The 16,563-nt window shown below is 53.3% G+C and carries 16 protein-coding genes and 2 tRNA genes; 12 read left to right on the top strand and 6 right to left on the bottom strand.

What is annotated here, in order from left to right; translation table 11 throughout:
* Positions 1–160 precede the first annotated feature (160 nt).
* The 4 genes from IEX04_RS18330 (at position 161) to IEX04_RS18345 (ending at position 4,144) form a co-directional block, all read left to right on the top strand.
* Positions 161–778: a helix-turn-helix domain-containing protein gene (locus tag IEX04_RS18330; RefSeq protein WP_188687492.1), complete on the top strand. Its 618-nt coding sequence runs from the start codon at positions 161–163 to the stop codon at positions 776–778.
* A complete protein-coding gene (locus tag IEX04_RS18335; RefSeq protein WP_188687493.1) occupies positions 778–1,698 on the top strand; it encodes a hypothetical protein in 921 nt (306 codons plus the stop codon). The genes IEX04_RS18330 and IEX04_RS18335 overlap by 1 nt, the downstream gene beginning before the upstream one ends.
* 627 nt (positions 1,699–2,325) lie before the next feature.
* Positions 2,326–2,709 carry an ImmA/IrrE family metallo-endopeptidase gene (locus IEX04_RS18340; protein ID WP_188687494.1) on the top strand — a complete coding sequence of 128 codons (384 nt, stop codon included), beginning with the start codon at positions 2,326–2,328 and terminating at the stop codon, positions 2,707–2,709.
* A 79-nt stretch (positions 2,710–2,788) separates the two neighbouring features.
* On the top strand, positions 2,789–4,144 hold the full coding sequence (locus tag IEX04_RS18345) for a tyrosine-type recombinase/integrase (protein WP_188687495.1): 1,356 nt from the start codon (positions 2,789–2,791) through the stop codon (positions 4,142–4,144).
* A gap of 113 nt (positions 4,145–4,257) precedes the next feature.
* Here the strand turns inward: IEX04_RS18345 and IEX04_RS18350 are convergent.
* Positions 4,258–4,331, bottom strand: a tRNA-Arg gene (locus IEX04_RS18350).
* Between the two features lie 240 nt (positions 4,332–4,571).
* On the opposite strand from IEX04_RS18350, the gene IEX04_RS18355 reads away from it, so the two are divergent.
* The 3 genes from IEX04_RS18355 (at position 4,572) to ettA (ending at position 7,685) form a co-directional block, all read left to right on the top strand.
* Positions 4,572–5,348 carry a CPBP family intramembrane glutamic endopeptidase gene (locus tag IEX04_RS18355; protein WP_229677250.1) on the top strand — a complete coding sequence of 259 codons (777 nt, stop codon included), beginning with the start codon at positions 4,572–4,574 and terminating at the stop codon, positions 5,346–5,348.
* A gap of 67 nt (positions 5,349–5,415) precedes the next feature.
* A complete protein-coding gene (locus tag IEX04_RS18360) occupies positions 5,416–5,889 on the top strand; it encodes a single-stranded DNA-binding protein (RefSeq protein ID WP_096254610.1) in 474 nt (157 codons plus the stop codon).
* Between the two features lie 113 nt (positions 5,890–6,002).
* A complete protein-coding gene (gene ettA, locus IEX04_RS18365) occupies positions 6,003–7,685 on the top strand; it encodes an energy-dependent translational throttle protein EttA (protein WP_096254611.1) in 1,683 nt (560 codons plus the stop codon).
* An 87-nt stretch (positions 7,686–7,772) separates the two neighbouring features.
* On the opposite strand, the gene IEX04_RS18370 is transcribed toward ettA, so the two are convergent.
* On the bottom strand, positions 7,773–8,276 hold the full coding sequence (locus tag IEX04_RS18370) for a flavin reductase family protein (RefSeq protein ID WP_229677251.1): 504 nt from the start codon (positions 8,274–8,276) through the stop codon (positions 7,773–7,775).
* Between the two features lie 150 nt (positions 8,277–8,426).
* On the opposite strand from IEX04_RS18370, the gene soxR reads away from it, so the two are divergent.
* On the top strand, positions 8,427–8,897 hold the full coding sequence (soxR, locus tag IEX04_RS18375; RefSeq protein ID WP_096254612.1) for a redox-sensitive transcriptional activator SoxR: 471 nt from the start codon (positions 8,427–8,429) through the stop codon (positions 8,895–8,897).
* A gap of 146 nt (positions 8,898–9,043) precedes the next feature.
* Here the strand turns inward: soxR and IEX04_RS18380 are convergent, their stop codons facing one another.
* Entirely contained in the window at positions 9,044–9,940 is an 897-nt protein-coding gene (locus IEX04_RS18380) for an acyl-CoA thioesterase (protein WP_188687497.1), read from the bottom strand.
* A 156-nt stretch (positions 9,941–10,096) separates the two neighbouring features.
* Here IEX04_RS18380 and IEX04_RS18385 point away from each other — a divergent pair, with 156 nt between their 5' ends.
* The gene (locus IEX04_RS18385) at positions 10,097–10,756 is read left to right on the top strand and encodes a DUF8185 domain-containing protein (RefSeq protein ID WP_096254614.1); all 660 of its coding nucleotides are present in this window, start codon (positions 10,097–10,099) and stop codon (positions 10,754–10,756) included.
* 54 nt (positions 10,757–10,810) lie between these two features.
* Here IEX04_RS18385 and IEX04_RS18390 read toward each other — a convergent pair whose 3' ends face one another.
* The 3 genes from IEX04_RS18390 to pepN form a co-directional block, all read right to left on the bottom strand.
* Positions 10,811–11,311, bottom strand: coding sequence for a globin (locus IEX04_RS18390; protein ID WP_188687498.1), 501 nt, complete (start codon positions 11,309–11,311; stop codon positions 10,811–10,813).
* Positions 11,312–11,326: 15 nt separating this feature from the next.
* Entirely contained in the window at positions 11,327–11,794 is a 468-nt protein-coding gene (locus IEX04_RS18395) for an OsmC family protein (protein ID WP_096254616.1), read from the bottom strand.
* A 125-nt stretch (positions 11,795–11,919) separates the two neighbouring features.
* Complete coding sequence (pepN, locus tag IEX04_RS18400) at positions 11,920–14,466, bottom strand: aminopeptidase N (protein WP_188687499.1); 2,547 nt, start codon at positions 14,464–14,466, stop codon at positions 11,920–11,922.
* Positions 14,467–14,733: 267 nt separating this feature from the next.
* Between pepN and IEX04_RS18405 the strand changes: the two genes are divergently transcribed.
* The 3 genes from IEX04_RS18405 to IEX04_RS18415 all read left to right on the top strand — a co-directional run bounded on the left by IEX04_RS18405 (position 14,734) and on the right by IEX04_RS18415 (position 16,439).
* Positions 14,734–15,207, top strand: a complete 474-nt coding sequence (locus IEX04_RS18405; RefSeq protein ID WP_096254618.1) for a ribose-5-phosphate isomerase — start codon at positions 14,734–14,736, stop codon at positions 15,205–15,207.
* 2 nt (positions 15,208–15,209) lie between these two features.
* The gene (locus IEX04_RS18410) at positions 15,210–16,184 is read left to right on the top strand and encodes an Fpg/Nei family DNA glycosylase (RefSeq protein WP_096254619.1); all 975 of its coding nucleotides are present in this window, start codon (positions 15,210–15,212) and stop codon (positions 16,182–16,184) included.
* Positions 16,185–16,365: 181 nt separating this feature from the next.
* A tRNA-Gly gene (locus IEX04_RS18415) sits at positions 16,366–16,439 on the top strand.
* Positions 16,440–16,563 lie beyond the last annotated feature (124 nt).

The raw sequence follows: 16,563 nt of genomic DNA on the forward strand, positions 1-16,563 counted from the left end.
TTAGTTCAGTGTCCACTCCTAGAATGGCCTTTTTGCCCGTATCCGCTTACTTACGGGCATCCATCGCCTAAAAATGGTAAATTTCTAGTGTCCAGCATGGCGTTACACATGGTGTCCGCATTGCTTGATTTGCCACTTACATCTAGTCCAAGGTTGCTCTGTGAACGAAATCCACCCACTTGGGGAGTTGCTCCAAGAAGTCATGGACCGCAATAGCTGGTCACTGAGGGCACTGTCCTCACGAGCAGATAGCTTGGGATTCAAGATGAGCCATTCAAATTTTGGCCGGCTCAAAGACGAACCTGTTTCGAGCATGAAAGGCGAGACAATCAAGATGCTCGCCCGAGTGCTCAAGGTTTCAGAAACTCGAGTAGCTTCCGCTGTTCTAGCTTCAATGGGGATCACTCCCGGCTCAGACGATGACCAACAGGGCCTGGTTGATTTCGTTCGCACTTCCAGTGAAGTGAGCGCTCGTGATCAACGGATACTACTATCCGTGATCGACGCGATGCGCGAGGACGAAAGCGAAACCAATGGACAGCAAGGCAACTACGATGCTCACCCACCTCGGCCACTCCGATCGGTGGCGCCCACGAGTGACACTAGCCAGGGACAGAAGACCGACCCCGATGACAGCATCATCGAATTCCACGGTGCCGAAGCTAAGAAGTACCCGGCGCCACCTATTGAATCTTTAGCAGCACACCCGAAGGTGAAGACTGTACGAGAGCAGCTCGACGAGCACGATGAGAATCAAGCTCCGGAGAGTGATGCGTAATGGCTGACATTGAGATTTTCCCAGAGGTCATGGAGGCGCATGTATTTCGCGCCGAACTCGTCAAAGGTAATGGCCGAATCACTCCAAAGCCTGCGGATTGGGACGCGCTACTTTCCGGATTGAAATCAGAGCTTACGCTCAAGGAGCGAACTGTCGACGGATACATTTTCGACCCAATCGAAATTTCGGGAAGAATGCTCCTGGGCGTGCATAAACCACTGTCGATTGATTTCATGACCAAAATTGATGATGAGAGCCAGGACGTCGGGAACTACCTTAGTGAAAATACCGACTCCACTATTCGCTTCGCTTTTTCAAGCTTAGTAATGTTCTCCGACATAGATCATGTGTTCGCTATGGCTCGCGGGTCCCGCGAGTCACCCCATCACACAGCGGTCGCCAAGTTTTTTCGGTCATTCATTCATACTCCTGACAAGTACCGGTGGGTGGTAGAACCTTACATGGCCCCCGACCAGATACATGAGCTTGAGAAAGCCAAGGGGCTCAAGAAATTCCAAAGCAGCTTCACGACCCCTAGAACGCTCACCGACATGAAGGAAGGGCAAAACGGTATTATGACGTTCGCTCAACAGGTAGCGAATTCAGTCGGTGTCGAGTTGAAGTTTGACCTGAAAGTGCAGATCGCAAAAGGCCACTCTTCCAGTAACGCCACCCGAGCGCTTCTTGATCTGTTCAATCGAGATCGACGCGAACTCACGCGCCCCGACTCGCGGGCTAAAGCTCAAGCGGTTCTCCCTGGCGGACTAGAGGAGGAACTAAACTTAGTAATGCACAACATGGCCTTCTCTTTCGAACTCCCAATGCTGAGCGACGAACAGAAAAACTTTACTCAGTTAGGACAGGGGCTTCTCGACGGCAGGGAAGAGCTGAATAATGAATTACGACAGGGTTCAGAATAGTAAGACCCAATTGGAGGTGACCGAAGAATGAAGAAAACTATTTTTCAAGACTTTATTCTCCGGCGCCCACTAGTCGATCAGTTGGTTCCGATCCTTGCGCTGGGAGTGTGGCATTTCGTGTTCCACGGACAGGTCCCTGGTACACCCGCAGCTCAATCGGCAGCTTATGTTGGCCTTTCGGCTGTAGCCGGAATCGTATTGGCAGCTGCCACATTTGTCTGCACCATGCTGTACCAGTCAAGCTCAACGTCCGTAAAAACGCTTCGAGATAAATTTACCGGCGAATTAGCAAAGAACTGGACCTCAATATTCGCGTTCATTTTCGTTGCTGCCATACTACCTATCATCGCCACGCTCCTGCAGGACACTCACAATGCGCTCGCGTTCGGCTTAGCCTTATACTCTGGCGCAATTCTATTTAGCCGGAGTTTCCGCACATACCTCTGGCTCATAGTCTCGTTCCGCCTAGAATCCTCTCCGGAACCTCCGACAAGAAGTGCATACGAAACTAGATTGAAGCACCGAGCCTAATAGCAGGTCACTCCGACCGTTTAGTTATCGAGATTGTCACATTAACTTCACACTTTAGTTCGAACATATGTTCTAAGAATGCAGAAGGTATGGGGCATGCTGCGCTCACTCGCGCACGTCATAATAATTTGGAATAGACCACACCCGGAAGTAGTAGCAGCGACGGACGGACGGCGGATCTGGATCGATCCTTCACTGACGGCCGTTGAACAGCACTGCTTCCTGGCACACGAAGCGATCCATATTCAGCACGGGCACACTTCGTGTCAGACACCCGCCGTCGAACGGCAGGTTCGCCTAGAGGTTGCGCGTTTTTTGATCAGCTTCGAGGATCTGCAAACGGTAGCAGGCTGGTCACGCTGCCCTACGATCATGGCCGAGGAACTGAACGTCACCGAGCAAGTGCTCCTTGACCGCCTCGTTACGCTTGACGGCCAGCAGATCCAAACACTCTGGCCACCAGGTGAACATATCGCCTAACCCGGTTATCCACAATTCGTATTTACCTCGCGCCAAGGGGCCTATTTTGCGCGCACAATTTCCCCAAGGAGGGAAGCCGATGAACACCTCTAGCAAGACCAGGCGCAACAACAACGAAGGCACAGTTCCACGCCAACGCAAAGACGGCCAATGGCAGTCCAACTACATCGCAGGATACCTACCCAGTGGAAAAGCAATCAGGAAATCTGTCTACGGATCCACACGTGCGAAATGCGCTGCCAATCTCAAAGCCGCGCTGCTCGAAGTCTCCGACGGCACTATCACGCTCACACAATCACCCCGACTCATTGAATGGCTAGACCATTACCTGAACGTGATCGCACCAAACAGCATCAAAGAACGCACCATCAACGCACACCGCTCAAAAGTGGACAACTACATTCGTGGCCATCGCCTTGCCGGCAAACGTCTAGACAAGATCACCCCGTCAGACATCGACGTGCTGTACCAGGACGCGCGGGGGAGTAGGAAACGAGCGAACAAAAGCTCCAAAGTCACCGACCCGTTATCACCAAGTACCATCCAGGGACTTCACCGCATCCTCCGGCGAGCGCTGAATGTTGCTGTGAATCGTGGCGTGTTGGTGAGGAATCCTGTGCTTCGGGTGGAGGTCTCCGGGAAGTCTGATTTTGAGCCGCAGGTTTATATGACTGATGAGGTTCGCCAGATGTTGGCTTTGGCTGTGGATATGGATGACGGAGCACGGTGGATCTTGAATCTTACTCTGGGCCCGAGGCAGGGTGAGGCGTTGGGTTTTGCGTGGCCTGACATTGATTTCGAGAAAAGTACTATCAAGCTTTCGCGTGAGGTCTACAGTCTGCCGTGGAAGCACGGTTGCGGGGGAGTGGCGGGAAGTGCTGGGGCTTGTGTCTATAAGTCCGCGTGGCGGTGCCCTGAGCGCCATGGTGGTGGTTTCTTCACCGGTCCACCGAAGAGCGCGGCCGGTTATCGCACGTTGCCGATACCTACTCAGTTGTCGGCAGCGTTGAAAGAGCACCGTGAAGTGCAACGTCTGCAGCGCTCACGAGATTGGGCGCCATATGTAGACCAAGCAGGGAAGTCTCACGAGCTGGTGTTCTGCAAACCGAACGGGCAACCAACGGACCACCGTGCGGACTGGCAAGCGTGGAAAGACTTCTTGGCGGCGGCGAACGTTCCAGACGGCCGAGTGCACGACGGCCGGCACACCGCTGCCACCACACTCCTGTTGCTCGGAGTTGAGCAGCGCGTAGTCATGGACATTCTCGGTTGGTCTCAAAGCTCCATGCTCACCAGGTACCAACACGTCCTCGACGAGATGCGAGATGATGTGGCCACGAAACTTTCAAACCATTGGACCCCGGAACCTGAGCCGGAAAGTAACGTCATCTCGCTTGCAGACGTCCGCAAACAACGCCTTAGTGGCGGTGCCTAAAAGTAAAACTGTGGTAAAACTGTGGTGTTTTCACCTGAAAGCCCCGGTTTCCGTCATAAAAAAAGAACCGCCGTTCACTTGTTTGACCAAGTGAACGGCGGTTTTGGATTTAGTACCCCCGGCCGGATTCGAACCGGCGACCTAGAGATTAGAAGGCTCTTGCTCTATCCAGCTGAGCTACGGAGGCGTAACCGAAAATTAGTTTAGCCCATTCGCAAGCAAGATCTCCAACTGAAAACGCTAGTCTTGTATGAGGTCAAGTTCATGAGCGGTTGAGTAGGAGAATATTTGTATGCAGCACTGGAGAATTGATGGTCTGAAAAGTATCTCCTGCTTTACGGTTCTCAGTTTTGCTTTGGCATGGTTAGTGGCCCTCCCACTGTGGCAAGGAGGTGGCTTACACCACCCGCAATTCACCTGGATAGCCATGGCAATGATGGTAACGCCGACTATCGCAGCAGTGGCCGTTAGTTTGCTTCAGCGCCGAGGAAAACAGTTCATTAAGGAATCAGGTCTCGCTCCGATCCGTAAGCCCAAGCGATTTCTCCTCGCTGTCCTCCTTGCGTACCTAATTCCCATTCTGCTTATCGTTCAAGCACCATTTATCGGCACGTGGCTCGGGGTCTTTCCGGGCGACTTTGATCAGTTCATGATCCTTAAATTTGTGTCGGGAACCGACGGGCCTGTGAGGTATTTGCTTGGACAAGCCGGGCTCATTCTTGTCGCCGGATTGCTGAATTTGATCCCGGCGCTCGGTGAAGAAATTGGTTGGCGTGGGTGGCTCTGGCCAAAATTGCAGCCATTGGGTCAGGTGCCAGCACTGCTGATTTCGGGCGTGATTTGGGGACTATGGCACTCCCCGCTGATCTTGTTGGGTTATAACTACCCCTTTGCCAAGGACGGTTGGGGAGTAGTGATGATGTGTGGAATGTGCATCGTTGTCGGAGCGTTTTTTGCCTGGTTAAGGACTCTGAGTAATTCCGTTTGGCCTGCAGCCTTTGCTCATGGAATCTTCAATGCCAGCGTCGGGCTGGTATCCCTATTCATGATCATGGGATCCATGCTCGACACAACGAAGGCCTCTATTCTCGGTTGGTCGGGTTGGATACTGCCAGTTGTAGTCATCGTGTTGATGGTATTAGCCGGCGCTTTCAGAGCCACCAAGAGTTATCCACAAATGGAATCGAACGAACCGAGCAACTAAGCTTCGAGGTTCAGCATGGATTGAAACCCGGTAACCGTACCGGTCAGATCCAAAGGAGAACAACGTCATGAGTGACCTTGTGACTATTCGTGCCGTTATAGGCACCGAGCCTAAGCTGAGCATCACACCGCAAGGACTGGCAGTGCTGAAGTTTCGCGCAGTTACCCACGAGCGCAAACGAGACCCTGAAACCGGGCAGTGGGTCGACGTGGGAACCAACTGGTATTCGATTAGCGCCTTCAGGTCCTTGGCCGAAAATGGCATGGAATCTTTTGAGCAAGGTGACCACATAGTGGTGACTGGCAAGCTTCAAGTTCGGCAATTTGAACGAAACGATGGAACGCGCGGGACCAGCGTAGATATCGAAGCATTCTCATTTGGGCACGATCTCAAATATGGAACTTCGACCTATACGAAGGTGCGCAATGGCGGCGGCGAATTTGAACGATCAACTCGTGGCTCCCAGTCCGATGAGACGGAACAAGTAGATGATAAGAACTCCACTGCACCATGGCCTGAAAGGGACACAGAAGCCGCCTAAAAGTTCCACATTCGGTGGTGTCACGGACAAACGTGTGAAACCGGGCACCACTGAGGCGAATTAGTGGTGTGTGGATTCGGAATTGCGGCTACTGAGCGACTAGCCTTAACCCCATGGCGGAATTCATTTATACGATGACCAAGGCTCGCAAAGCCGTTGGTGACAAAGTCATCCTTGATGATGTCAGCATGTCGTTTTTCCCGGGCGCCAAAATTGGTGTGGTGGGCCCTAACGGCGCTGGTAAATCAACGATCCTAAAGATTATGGCGGGCATCGATACCCCGTCCAATGGTGAGGCGCGTCTATCACCCGGTTACTCTGTAGGCATCTTGCTGCAGGAACCACCCTTGAATGAAGAAAAGACCGTCCTGGGTAACGTCCAGGAAGGTGTTGGTGAGATCTACCAAAAGATCACCCGCTTCAACGAGATCTCCGAGGAGATGGCTCAAGAAGGTGCCGATTTCGACACCTTGCTCGACGAGATGGGCAAGCTGCAGGAGGCTATTGACGCCGCCGATGCTTGGGACATCGACAACCAGCTAGAGCAGGCTATGGATGCCTTGCGTTGCCCACCAGGCGACGAGATGGTCACCCACCTCTCCGGTGGCGAGCGCCGACGTGTAGCACTGTGTAAGTTGCTGCTACAGAAGCCAGACCTGTTGCTCCTCGATGAGCCTACTAACCACTTGGATGCTGAGTCTGTACTGTGGCTAGAGCAGCACCTGTCGGCTTATCCAGGCGCAGTATTGGCCGTGACTCACGACCGTTACTTCCTGGACCACGTCGCTGAATGGATCTGTGAGGTTGACCGTGGTCGACTGCACCCATACGAGGGCAACTACTCCACTTACTTGGAGAAGAAGCGCGAGCGCATGGAATTCCAAGGCAAAAAGGATCAGAAGCTTGCAAAGCGTCTGACCGAAGAGCTCGAATGGGTCCGCTCCAACGCGAAGGGGCGTCAGACCAAGTCGAAGGCTCGTCTGGCTCGCTACGAAGAAATGGCAGCGGAAGCCGAGCGCACTCGCAAGCTTGACTTCGAAGAAATTCAGATTCCACCAGGCCCTCGTCTGGGACAGGTTGTTATTGAAGCTGAGAATCTCAAGAAGGGCTTCGGAGAGCGTGTGCTCATCGACGGACTTTCCTTCTCGCTTCCACGTAACGGCATTGTCGGCGTGATTGGTCCCAACGGTGTCGGTAAGTCGACGCTGTTCAAGACCATCGTGGGCATGGAAGAAATTGACGGAGGATCGCTGAAGATTGGCGAGACCGTCAAGATTTCCTATGTCGACCAGAACCGCGAAAATATTGACCCGGAAAAGTCCCTTTGGGAAGTTGTCTCTGAAGGCAACGACTACATCCAGGTCGGTCAGGTCGAAATGCCTTCGCGTGCATACGTCTCGGCTTTCGGTTTCAAGGGTCCTGACCAGCAGAAGAAGGCAGGTGTGCTCTCCGGTGGTGAGCGTAACCGTCTGAACCTGGCGTTGACCTTGAAGCAGGGTGGCAACCTGTTGCTGCTCGATGAGCCTACTAACGACTTGGACGTTGAGACTCTTTCGTCCTTGGAAAACGCGCTGCTCGACTTCCCAGGTTGCGCAGTGGTCGTCTCGCACGATCGCTGGTTCCTGGACCGAGTGGCCACTCACATTTTGGCTTACGAGGGCACCGAAGAAAATCCTTCGAGCTGGTACTGGTTCGAAGGTAACTTCCAGTCTTACGAAGACAATAAGGTTGAGCGTTTGGGAGCCGATGCAGCTAAGCCGCACCGCGTGACCCACCGTCGACTAACTCGCGACTAAGAATAAAGCGAAGCTCCGAGGCCACCACGAAATATTCGTGGTGGCCTCGGCGTTTTTTACTGCTTAAAAGTCAGCGTAGTCTAGCTACTATCCTTGGGCTGCGCCGGGGAGAAGAGCTGGTAGCTTCAGATATTTACGGTTCTGGTGCACCAAATGCTGTACGGGTTCTCCCTTGATGACTTCGAGAATTTCAGCCGCTATGAGACGCGACCCACCGACGCTAATTGACGAATGAATTTGTGCGCGCAACGCCGCCGGCGCCTTATCAAAATACGGTTCCCCTGTCGACAGGAAGGTCCACCCCTGATCTGTGGTGAACCGTGGAGCTCCAGGACGGGCGAAATTATCTGCCAATTCTTCATGATCTTCGCCGAGCATATGGATCATGAAAGTACTGGCAGCTAGCACCGCTCCAGCGGCCCCGGATTCTTTAGTCAGCGAAAAGGAAACGGCCACGGGATCGATCGATAGCGAAGCAAGACTTGAGATCGTCAGTCCGTAAGGGCTGCCATCAACAGTGGCGGTAATAAGCGCTACACCCGCGGGGTGAGTGCGAAATGCATCGCGGAAATCCGCGGACAAGCTCTGCATACGTGAATCGTCCTTTGCTTTTGAGTCACTGAGATTCAATCTCCCGCACCGAAATCCCTTGGTGTCGGGCGCCAACTATGTTCAGCCTAGAACCTCAAGTAAGCTTGAGGTCAATTTGCTGATCGGTGATACTTCACACAAGGAGAAAGTTTGAGCGACAATAACAGTCCTGGACAAGAGCTTCTAGGCATCGGACAAGTCAGTGAGCGCACAGGGGTAGCGAAGTCGGCTCTTCATTATTATGAAGACATTGGATTGATCCATTCAACACGTAGTACAGGTAACCAGCGGCGCTATCCACGGCATATGTTGCGGCGGATCTCGCTCATCTCCGTCGGCAGTAAACTCGGAATTCCACTGGCGGACATCGGTCATGCGCTCGAACCAGTGCCGATGGATACTATTCCTTCTGAAGCTGATTGGAAACGCGCGTCTACCGAATGGAAGCGTGTACTAGAGCATCGTCGTCGGGCCATCGAAGAACTCGAAGACCGGCTGATGGGATGCATCGGATGCGGTTGCCTATCGATGGAGGCGTGTTCATTGCTGAATCCGGAGGATGCCCTTGCAAGCCAAGGCGCGGGAGCCCGACGCCTAGAATCTGGAGACAGTGTCAGCTAGGCACGAAGTCCTGTGACCTGCTTCCGTGCGCTGTAACTTCTTGCAGAAAAGCAGAACAAGCGACAATCTCCGCCATAATAATTGGCGCAAATTGTCGCTTGGCATGCTTAGCTGACCTTACTCAGGGTTCGGATCCAGTCTTAGACTTACTCTAGATCCGCATCAAACTCTGGAAGTCGGACCATTCCTTCTTGGGCTACGGTAGCTACCAGCTCACCCGCCGCATTGAAGATTTGACCTGTTCCCAGACCGCGAGCAGAAGATGCGCTGGGGGAGCGCAGTACATAGAGCAACCATTCATCGGCGCGGAATTCTCGGTGCCACCACATTGCATGGTCCAAACTGGCGATACTCAAACCTCGATGAATCCAGCTGATGCCGTGGCGGCGGATGACTGGTTCGAGCAGCATATAGTCGCTGGCGTAGGCCAACGCGGCGCGGTGGAGTACCGGATCATCTGGCATCGGAGCGGTGGTGCGCATCCAGACGGCAGCCATCGCTTCGTTTTTCTCGTAGCCGGGAAGGTAAACCGGCTCGGTGATATGGCGCATGTCGAACGGTCGTTCGTAGGCCCATTCGTGGGCTACCGGGTGGTCGAAGTGACCGATGATGTCAGCCGTCTTGAGCAGAGTTTCTGGAGCTGGGACGTCAAAAGGTACAGCATCCGAGTGGTCAAGCCCTTTGGCCGGTTCTTGGAAGGAAGCGATCATCGAAAGAATCGGCACGCCATTTTGGTAGGCATGGACTCTGCGAGCAGAGAATGAACGACCATCACGCAACCGTTGAACCCCAAAGGTGATATTTTGTGTGGGGTCACCCGGGCGAAGGAAATAGCCATGCATGGAGTGGATCGCACGCCCCTCAGGGACCGTGCGTGAACCAGCAATGACAGACTGAGCCAATACTTGACCGCCAAAAACCCTCGTTCGGGATTGGCGAGGAGTTTTGCCGATAAAAATATCTTCATCGGTGCGAGCTTGCTCGGCTCCATCCAGATCCAGCAAATCCAGCAGGATTTGTGTAGTGCCCAGTTCCTCGGTCACGATATTGAACTCCTTGACGTGCTGACGATGACTTTGAAAACTCTATCGTGACAAGTTCGAATATTCACGTGACGGCACCGGGCAGGAACTGTCATATGTGACGAAAACCGATGAATGCGCCGGAAAGTTAGGCCCAAGCCATGAGAACATTAGGCTATGGCCAGTGATTCACTTGTTTTTGAAGACTCCAATTCAGTCAGCGATTTAGCTAACTTCCTCAGTCGAGCCAAAGCTATCGAAGACGATGGAGCATTGCTCACCGTCCGTGGAACTGCGCTGGCAGTTTATGTCCCGGTGCTGGTTCCTGCACAACTTGGACAAGGCGACTACACCATTCTAGGAATGCGGGTGCATCGCCTGGCGAAAGAAGCCCAGAGCAATGCCTGCTACTCCATTGCGGCTATTCAAGATCGTCTGGCGCGAATGGGGCAAACAAACACCGAGTTTATTTTCCCTCCGGTGGAAGAAAATCCGGTATGGGCCGGCATTACCGTGCCGATGTCCGGCTGGGTAGAAGCCGGAAGTGTTGCAGATACTGAGCTGGCCGCAGCAGCGCAGTCGGGAATCGATGCGGTCGCTAAGGCTTTGCCGGAAAATCCAGGCAAACCCGTTGTTGCTCAAATACGCCAGCGCATCTGGTCTGCCGAGATGGAAAACACGAAAGTCAGCCTCCCATTGGGAGCCGCCTTCGCTATGCACGCACTAGGTTTCTTGTCGTCAGATGGACAAAGTAGAATCCTGCTTCAGGGAAACTGGATCCGTGTCAGCAATGGCCTAGGCCATGTTCTCTTGCGCCGTTCGGCGTCACTGCTCTGATAACAGAAAGCTCCGCACCGGCTAGACCAGTGCGGAGCTTTCTGTTGGTGGTGTTTAGCTTGACGCGTTGAGCAGAGAATGCGCAGCGCGGTCGAAGTATTCCCGTAGCGTTTCGGCATGAAGCATCGGCAGTTCCAACTGGTCGATTGCCTTGTTCATATGTGCCAACCAGACATCGCGGTTATGTGGGTTAACTACATACGGCATATGGCGCATGCGTAGGCGAGGGTGTCCTCGATGCTCCGAATAAGAAGTGGGGCCACCCCAATATTGTTCTAGAAACAGTTGCAGGCGGATCTGAGCGGGGAACAGATCCTTTTCTGGGTACATGGCCTTAAATTCTTCATCTTCGGTAACGGATGCATAAAAATTCTCACTCAATCGGGCGAAGACCTCGCGGCCACCCACTTCTTCATAGAAAGTCCCCGCGTAATCGGAAACATCTACTGGTTCCTGAGCTAGCTTAAGGAACTCAACGGAAGATGGGCCGGTGACTACTGGGTTACTCATCGGATCGCGTTTCACGGTGTGAGGCAGCGGGTTTATTTCACTCATTAATAGATTCCTAAATTACGCGGTGACAGGTTCGTGGAGAACCGGAAAATTCACGGACCTGGCGATGAAGCAGACCCTATTGGCTTGTTGATGCAATGAATCTGCGAGTTCTCGTTGAGAATCGTCGGCTAAAGAAACCTGCGGACGGAGAACCACCTGGGTGAACTCTCCGCTATTGTCTCGGTTTAATCTTAAGGTGCCCGAAGCCTGATCTTGATAGCCGGTGACCACTACGCCGTGGGTCACCGCTACGTGGAGATAAGAGAGCATATGGCATTGGCTTAAGGCAGCGAGCATAAGTTGCTCAGGGTTCCAGCGATCTTTATCACCGTGAAAGGTTGGATCTGCAGTGCCGGCGATGTCCGGCAACCCATCCGCACGGATGATGTGGTCCCGGCCATAACCACGGTAGGTGTCGGTACCAGTCCCACGATTACCGGTCCACTCGATGGCGATCTGATAGTTGTGCTGCGAGAGGTCCATACTGCTATTCTTCCACCCTTTAAGAAGCTTATGGTGTGCGTTGAAGCACGAAACCTACGTTCCCTAGCTATTAGGTACCGTACCGATATCGAACAACAACGCACACCATGGGTGCAAACTAAATATTAGGCCTTAGCATCCGTGGACTGGGCAGCCAAGGCCCTCAGCACATCGGCACGACATTCAATCAATAGGCGGCGCATCGCGGGATGCTTCTCGCCGAGACCCGACAAAAACTCATCAGTGAGATCAACAGTCTTCTGAGAAACTGCCGAACTTGGGTAGAAGCCCAAAACGATCTGCTTCGCCATCTCATGCGAGTAGCTCTCCCATGCCTTGACCAGCAGACCAAAGTAAGGCTCCGTGAAACCATTAAGAAGCGACTGGTCATGAGAAATATTGAAGCCCGAAATGACTGCGCCTTGCTGTACGTTGGACAGCGTTGCTGACGTGGCAGCCGTAAATGCTTCATTTTTCGCTTCGGCAGAGGGACGCGCGGCCCGGGCAGTGTGCCAGCTGGCTTTACCCTTGGCGGTGTCATCCTTGGCGAGCATCTCATCTAGCTGGGCAGCATCCATTCGCGCCCCGGCGGTCAATGCGATCGCCAATGACCAGCGCAGGTCGGTGTCTAGCATCAGATTATCTAAGACCACGGAACCATCGAGCAGCCCTGAAACCTGATCAAACTGCTCAGTGGTCCGCGAACGGTGAGCAAATGCTTTAGCGAACTGCAGCTGAGCATCGGAACCTGCATCTGCTTGCTGTGCCAATTCCCAGAGGCGATCGGCTGCCCGTACCGAAAGTTCACTGCTGTGCTTGGGAGTCACATAGTAGTCCAGGGCGGTATTGAGCTGACGCAAGAGAACCATGATGACCGAGGAATCAACTTCGTGACCGATGTTATTTAGCAATAGCTGGACATAGTCACTGGCTGGACTCTCGGCATCGCGTACCGCATCCCAGGCCGCACTCCATACCAAGGTGCGTGGCAGTGATTCGACGAAGTCTTTCAAATGTTCGGTGGCGGTAGCCAAGGATTGCTTATCAAGACGGATCTTGGTGTAGGTCAGGTCATCATCGTTGAGCAGGACCAAATCTGGACGCTGCATACCGATGAGTACTGGAACATCGGTGCTGGCACCCTCGACGTCTAGCTCCTCGCGGTGTACTCGCACTAGCTTGTTCTGTTCATCGAGGCTGTAGAAGCCCACTGCTAGGCGGTGCTTGCGCAATGTAGGGAATTCTTCGATAGCACTCTGGTTGATCGTGAATCCGGTGATAATCCCGGTCTCATCGCTCGCTATTTCAGCCTTGAGTGTGTTGACACCCGCGGTTTCCAACCAGGAGGCGCCCCAGTCGCTCAAATCCCGGCCGCTAGCTGCTTCCAGCTCGGTGAGGAGGTCTGGTAGTTCGGTATTGGACCATGCGTGTTTCTTGAAGTATTCGCGTACTCCTGCCATGAACTCTTCTTGACCAACAAAGGCAACCAGCTGGCGGAGCACTGAAGCGCCCTTGGCATAGGTAATCCCGTCGAAGTTCACCTCAACATCTTCGAGATCATTAATCTCGGCAACAATGGGGTGGGTACTTGGAAGTTGGTCTTGGCGGTAGGCCCAGTTCTTTTCCAAGGTATTAAAAGTGGTCCATGAGCTAGTGAATTCGGTGTTCTGCGCCGCAGCCAAGGTAGACATGAACTCGGCAAATGATTCATTGAGCCATAGGTCGTTCCACCACTTCATGGTGACTAGGTCGCCGAACCACATATGTGCCAACTCGTGCAGGATTGTGATCGCGCGGCGTTCGACCATTGCATGGGTTGGACGGGAACGGAACACGTACTCTTCTAGGAAGGTAACGGCCCCGGCATTTTCCATGGCTCCGGCGTTAAATTCTGGAACGAAAAGCTGATCATACTTTTCAAACGGGTAGGGGGTACCAAAGTTCTTTTCATAGAATTCGAAGCCTTGACGGGTGACCGTGACGATATTCTCCACGTCTAAGTACTGCATCATGGAAGCGCGCGCGAAGACTCCCAATTCGACGGTTCGACCGCTGGAGGAAACCAGTGAATCGCGAACTACCTGATAGGGGCCAGCGATCAGTGCAGTGATGTAGCAGGAGATGCGCTGGGTAGGTACGAAGTCCCAAGTGGCCGCTTCGCCTTGCTCAACAGGTGCTGGTGTTGGCGCATTCGAAACCACATTCCAGTATTTCGGTGCGGTCACCGAGAATTGGAATGTGGCTTTAAGGTCTGGCTGCTCGAAGACGGCAAACATACGTCGGCAATCAGCGACCTCGAACTGCGAGTAAAGGTAGACTTCTTGATCCACCGGATCCACGAAGCGGTGCAGGCCTTCGCCGGTATTCATGTAAAGCGCATCGGCGTCGATGATTAAGACGTTCTCGGCTGCCAGTGCAGGCAGCTGGATGCGGATGCCGTCGGAGTGCTGGGCCGGATCAAGTTCGACACCGTTGAGGTTGATGGACCGGACAGAGTCGGTAACGGCATCTATGAAGGTTGATGCGCCTTCGGTGGCAGTGAAACGCACAGTGGTGCGGGAAGTTAACACACGCTCGCCACGTGTTAGGTCCAGGCTCACCTCGTAACCATCGACGTTGATCAAGTTCGCGCGATCGGCTGCCTCAGCGCGCGTGAGGTTCATTCCTGGCATAGTGCTCTCCGTTTTAAGGTGCTGAAAGATTATCGCCACAGATTCTGAAACGATTATTGAATAACTTCTCCCATTGTGTCACCGACACCGGGGGAGCATGCAAGCCCTAAGCCACAAAATCTTTATTTCTTGCCCAAACCTTATCCTCTCGGCCGAGACGTCACGGACACTGCCAAAGGTTATAGAGTTCGATTCTGAAGGTAGTTGGTCGCTAAGCTAAGAAGAGCATCAACCGTTCTTTCCTCCTAATGAATGAGGCAATAAAGCATGCGCGTACACATCGCCACCGATCACGCAGGTCTGGAACTCAGCGACTACTTGGTAAAGCACTTAACAGCCAAGGGATACGAAATGGTCAACCATGGCCCTAAATCGTATGACCCGCAAGATGATTACCCCGCATTCTGTATCAATGCTGCCAAGGCAGTGATCGACGATCAGCGCGCCGGCGTAGATGCTCTGGGGATTGTTCTTGGAGGATCCGGTAATGGTGAACAGATCGCAGCGAACAAGGTCGAAGGAATTCGTGCGGCTTTGGCATGGAACTTGGACACCGCCAAACTAGCTCGTGAACACAACAACGCAAATGTTATTGCCGTTGGTGGGCGTCAGCATTCGGTAGAAGAGGCAGCGCAACTGATCGAGGCATTCCTTGCGGAACCATTTAGCGACGACGAACGTCACGTGCGTAGAATCGGCAAAATAGCGTCATACGAAACTACCGGCGAGGTCATCGACTAACTGTGCCCGAAGGACATTCCCTTCACCGTCTGGCTCGCCAATTTGATGATGTTTTTGGTGGGCAGACGGTTCAGATTACTTCGCCGCAAGGCCGCTTTGTCGCAGATGCCGAACGTATCAGTGGCAATGAGCTGGAGCATGCCTTCGCTAAGGGGAAGCAGCTATTCTGCCGCTTTTCCAATGACCTATACCTGCGAGTGCACCTAGGGCTTTACGGCGCCTTCGAGTTTGGCGGCGACGATAAGTTCATTGGCGCATCCTCAATCGGTGCGCCGCGTCGCATAGGTGAACGCGAAGGCAACATGCAGGAGCCTGGCGAATATTCCGGCCCACCGGAACCTGTCGGTGCCGTACGTGCCCGTATTGTTTCCGAGCATGGATGGGCTGACCTGCGAGGGCCGACAGCGTGCGAAGTCTTGGACTATGAGCAGGTGCAAGCAAAGCTCGATAAGTTAGGTCCGGATCCCTTGGTTGGTGCCGCTGCGCGATTCCAGGCTGCTAAGGGACAGGTACGCGCTGGTGAAGACCTTGAGCTCTTAGAGCTAGGACGCAAGGAGTTCCGGGCGAATCTTGCGCGCACTAGTACCGCGATTGGCGTGGTGTTGATGAACCAAGACTTTATTAGCGGGGTCGGGAATATCTACCGAGCCGAAGCGCTTTTTAGAAATCGTATTTCCCCGGATCTTCCTGCCAATCAGCTTTCCGGACGTAGTGCGAATAAATTGTGGTGGGACATCGTGGCCATTATGGAAGATGGCGTCCGTGACGGAAAGATCATCACTACTCGTGTTGAGGACAGGGATCCGCTGGGGGTGGTGTGGCCTGATAACGCTTACTACGTGTACCAGCGTCAAGGGATGGGATGTCGTCGTTGCACCGGGACGGTCTCTCTGGCGGAAGTTGCTGGAAGGAAACTGTACTGGTGCCCTCGGTGCCAGAAGTTGCCGCGCAAAAAGGCTTTGCAAGTCGGCGTGTAGGGCGTTTGGGCCCAAGATCACTTTCCCGACCTTCGCGAAACCGCGTGTTTTGTAACGGCAGCAGAACAAAGTGATGCTATATGAGATGTGTCCAAGTCGGAACGGGAATCACCCGATTTGCATCGACCTAGATTTATGGTCTAGACTAAATTCTGTTCGCGGCAATGAAGTCACGAATCGTGGGGATGTAGCTTAGTGGTAAAGCCTTAGTCTTCCAAACTAATGATGCGGGTTCGATTCCCGTCATCCCCTCCACGAAAAAGGCCTCGCTGATGCGGGGCCTTTTGCATATCCAAAATAAGTTTGCGAACGAGCAAGCTATGGCTCTGATTTTTCAAAAACGGTCACCAGCCAGTCAGATCTTGTAGTCAAACACCCG

Source organism: Glutamicibacter ardleyensis, from assembly GCF_014644555.1.
Classification (GTDB): domain Bacteria; phylum Actinomycetota; class Actinomycetes; order Actinomycetales; family Micrococcaceae; genus Glutamicibacter; species Glutamicibacter bergerei.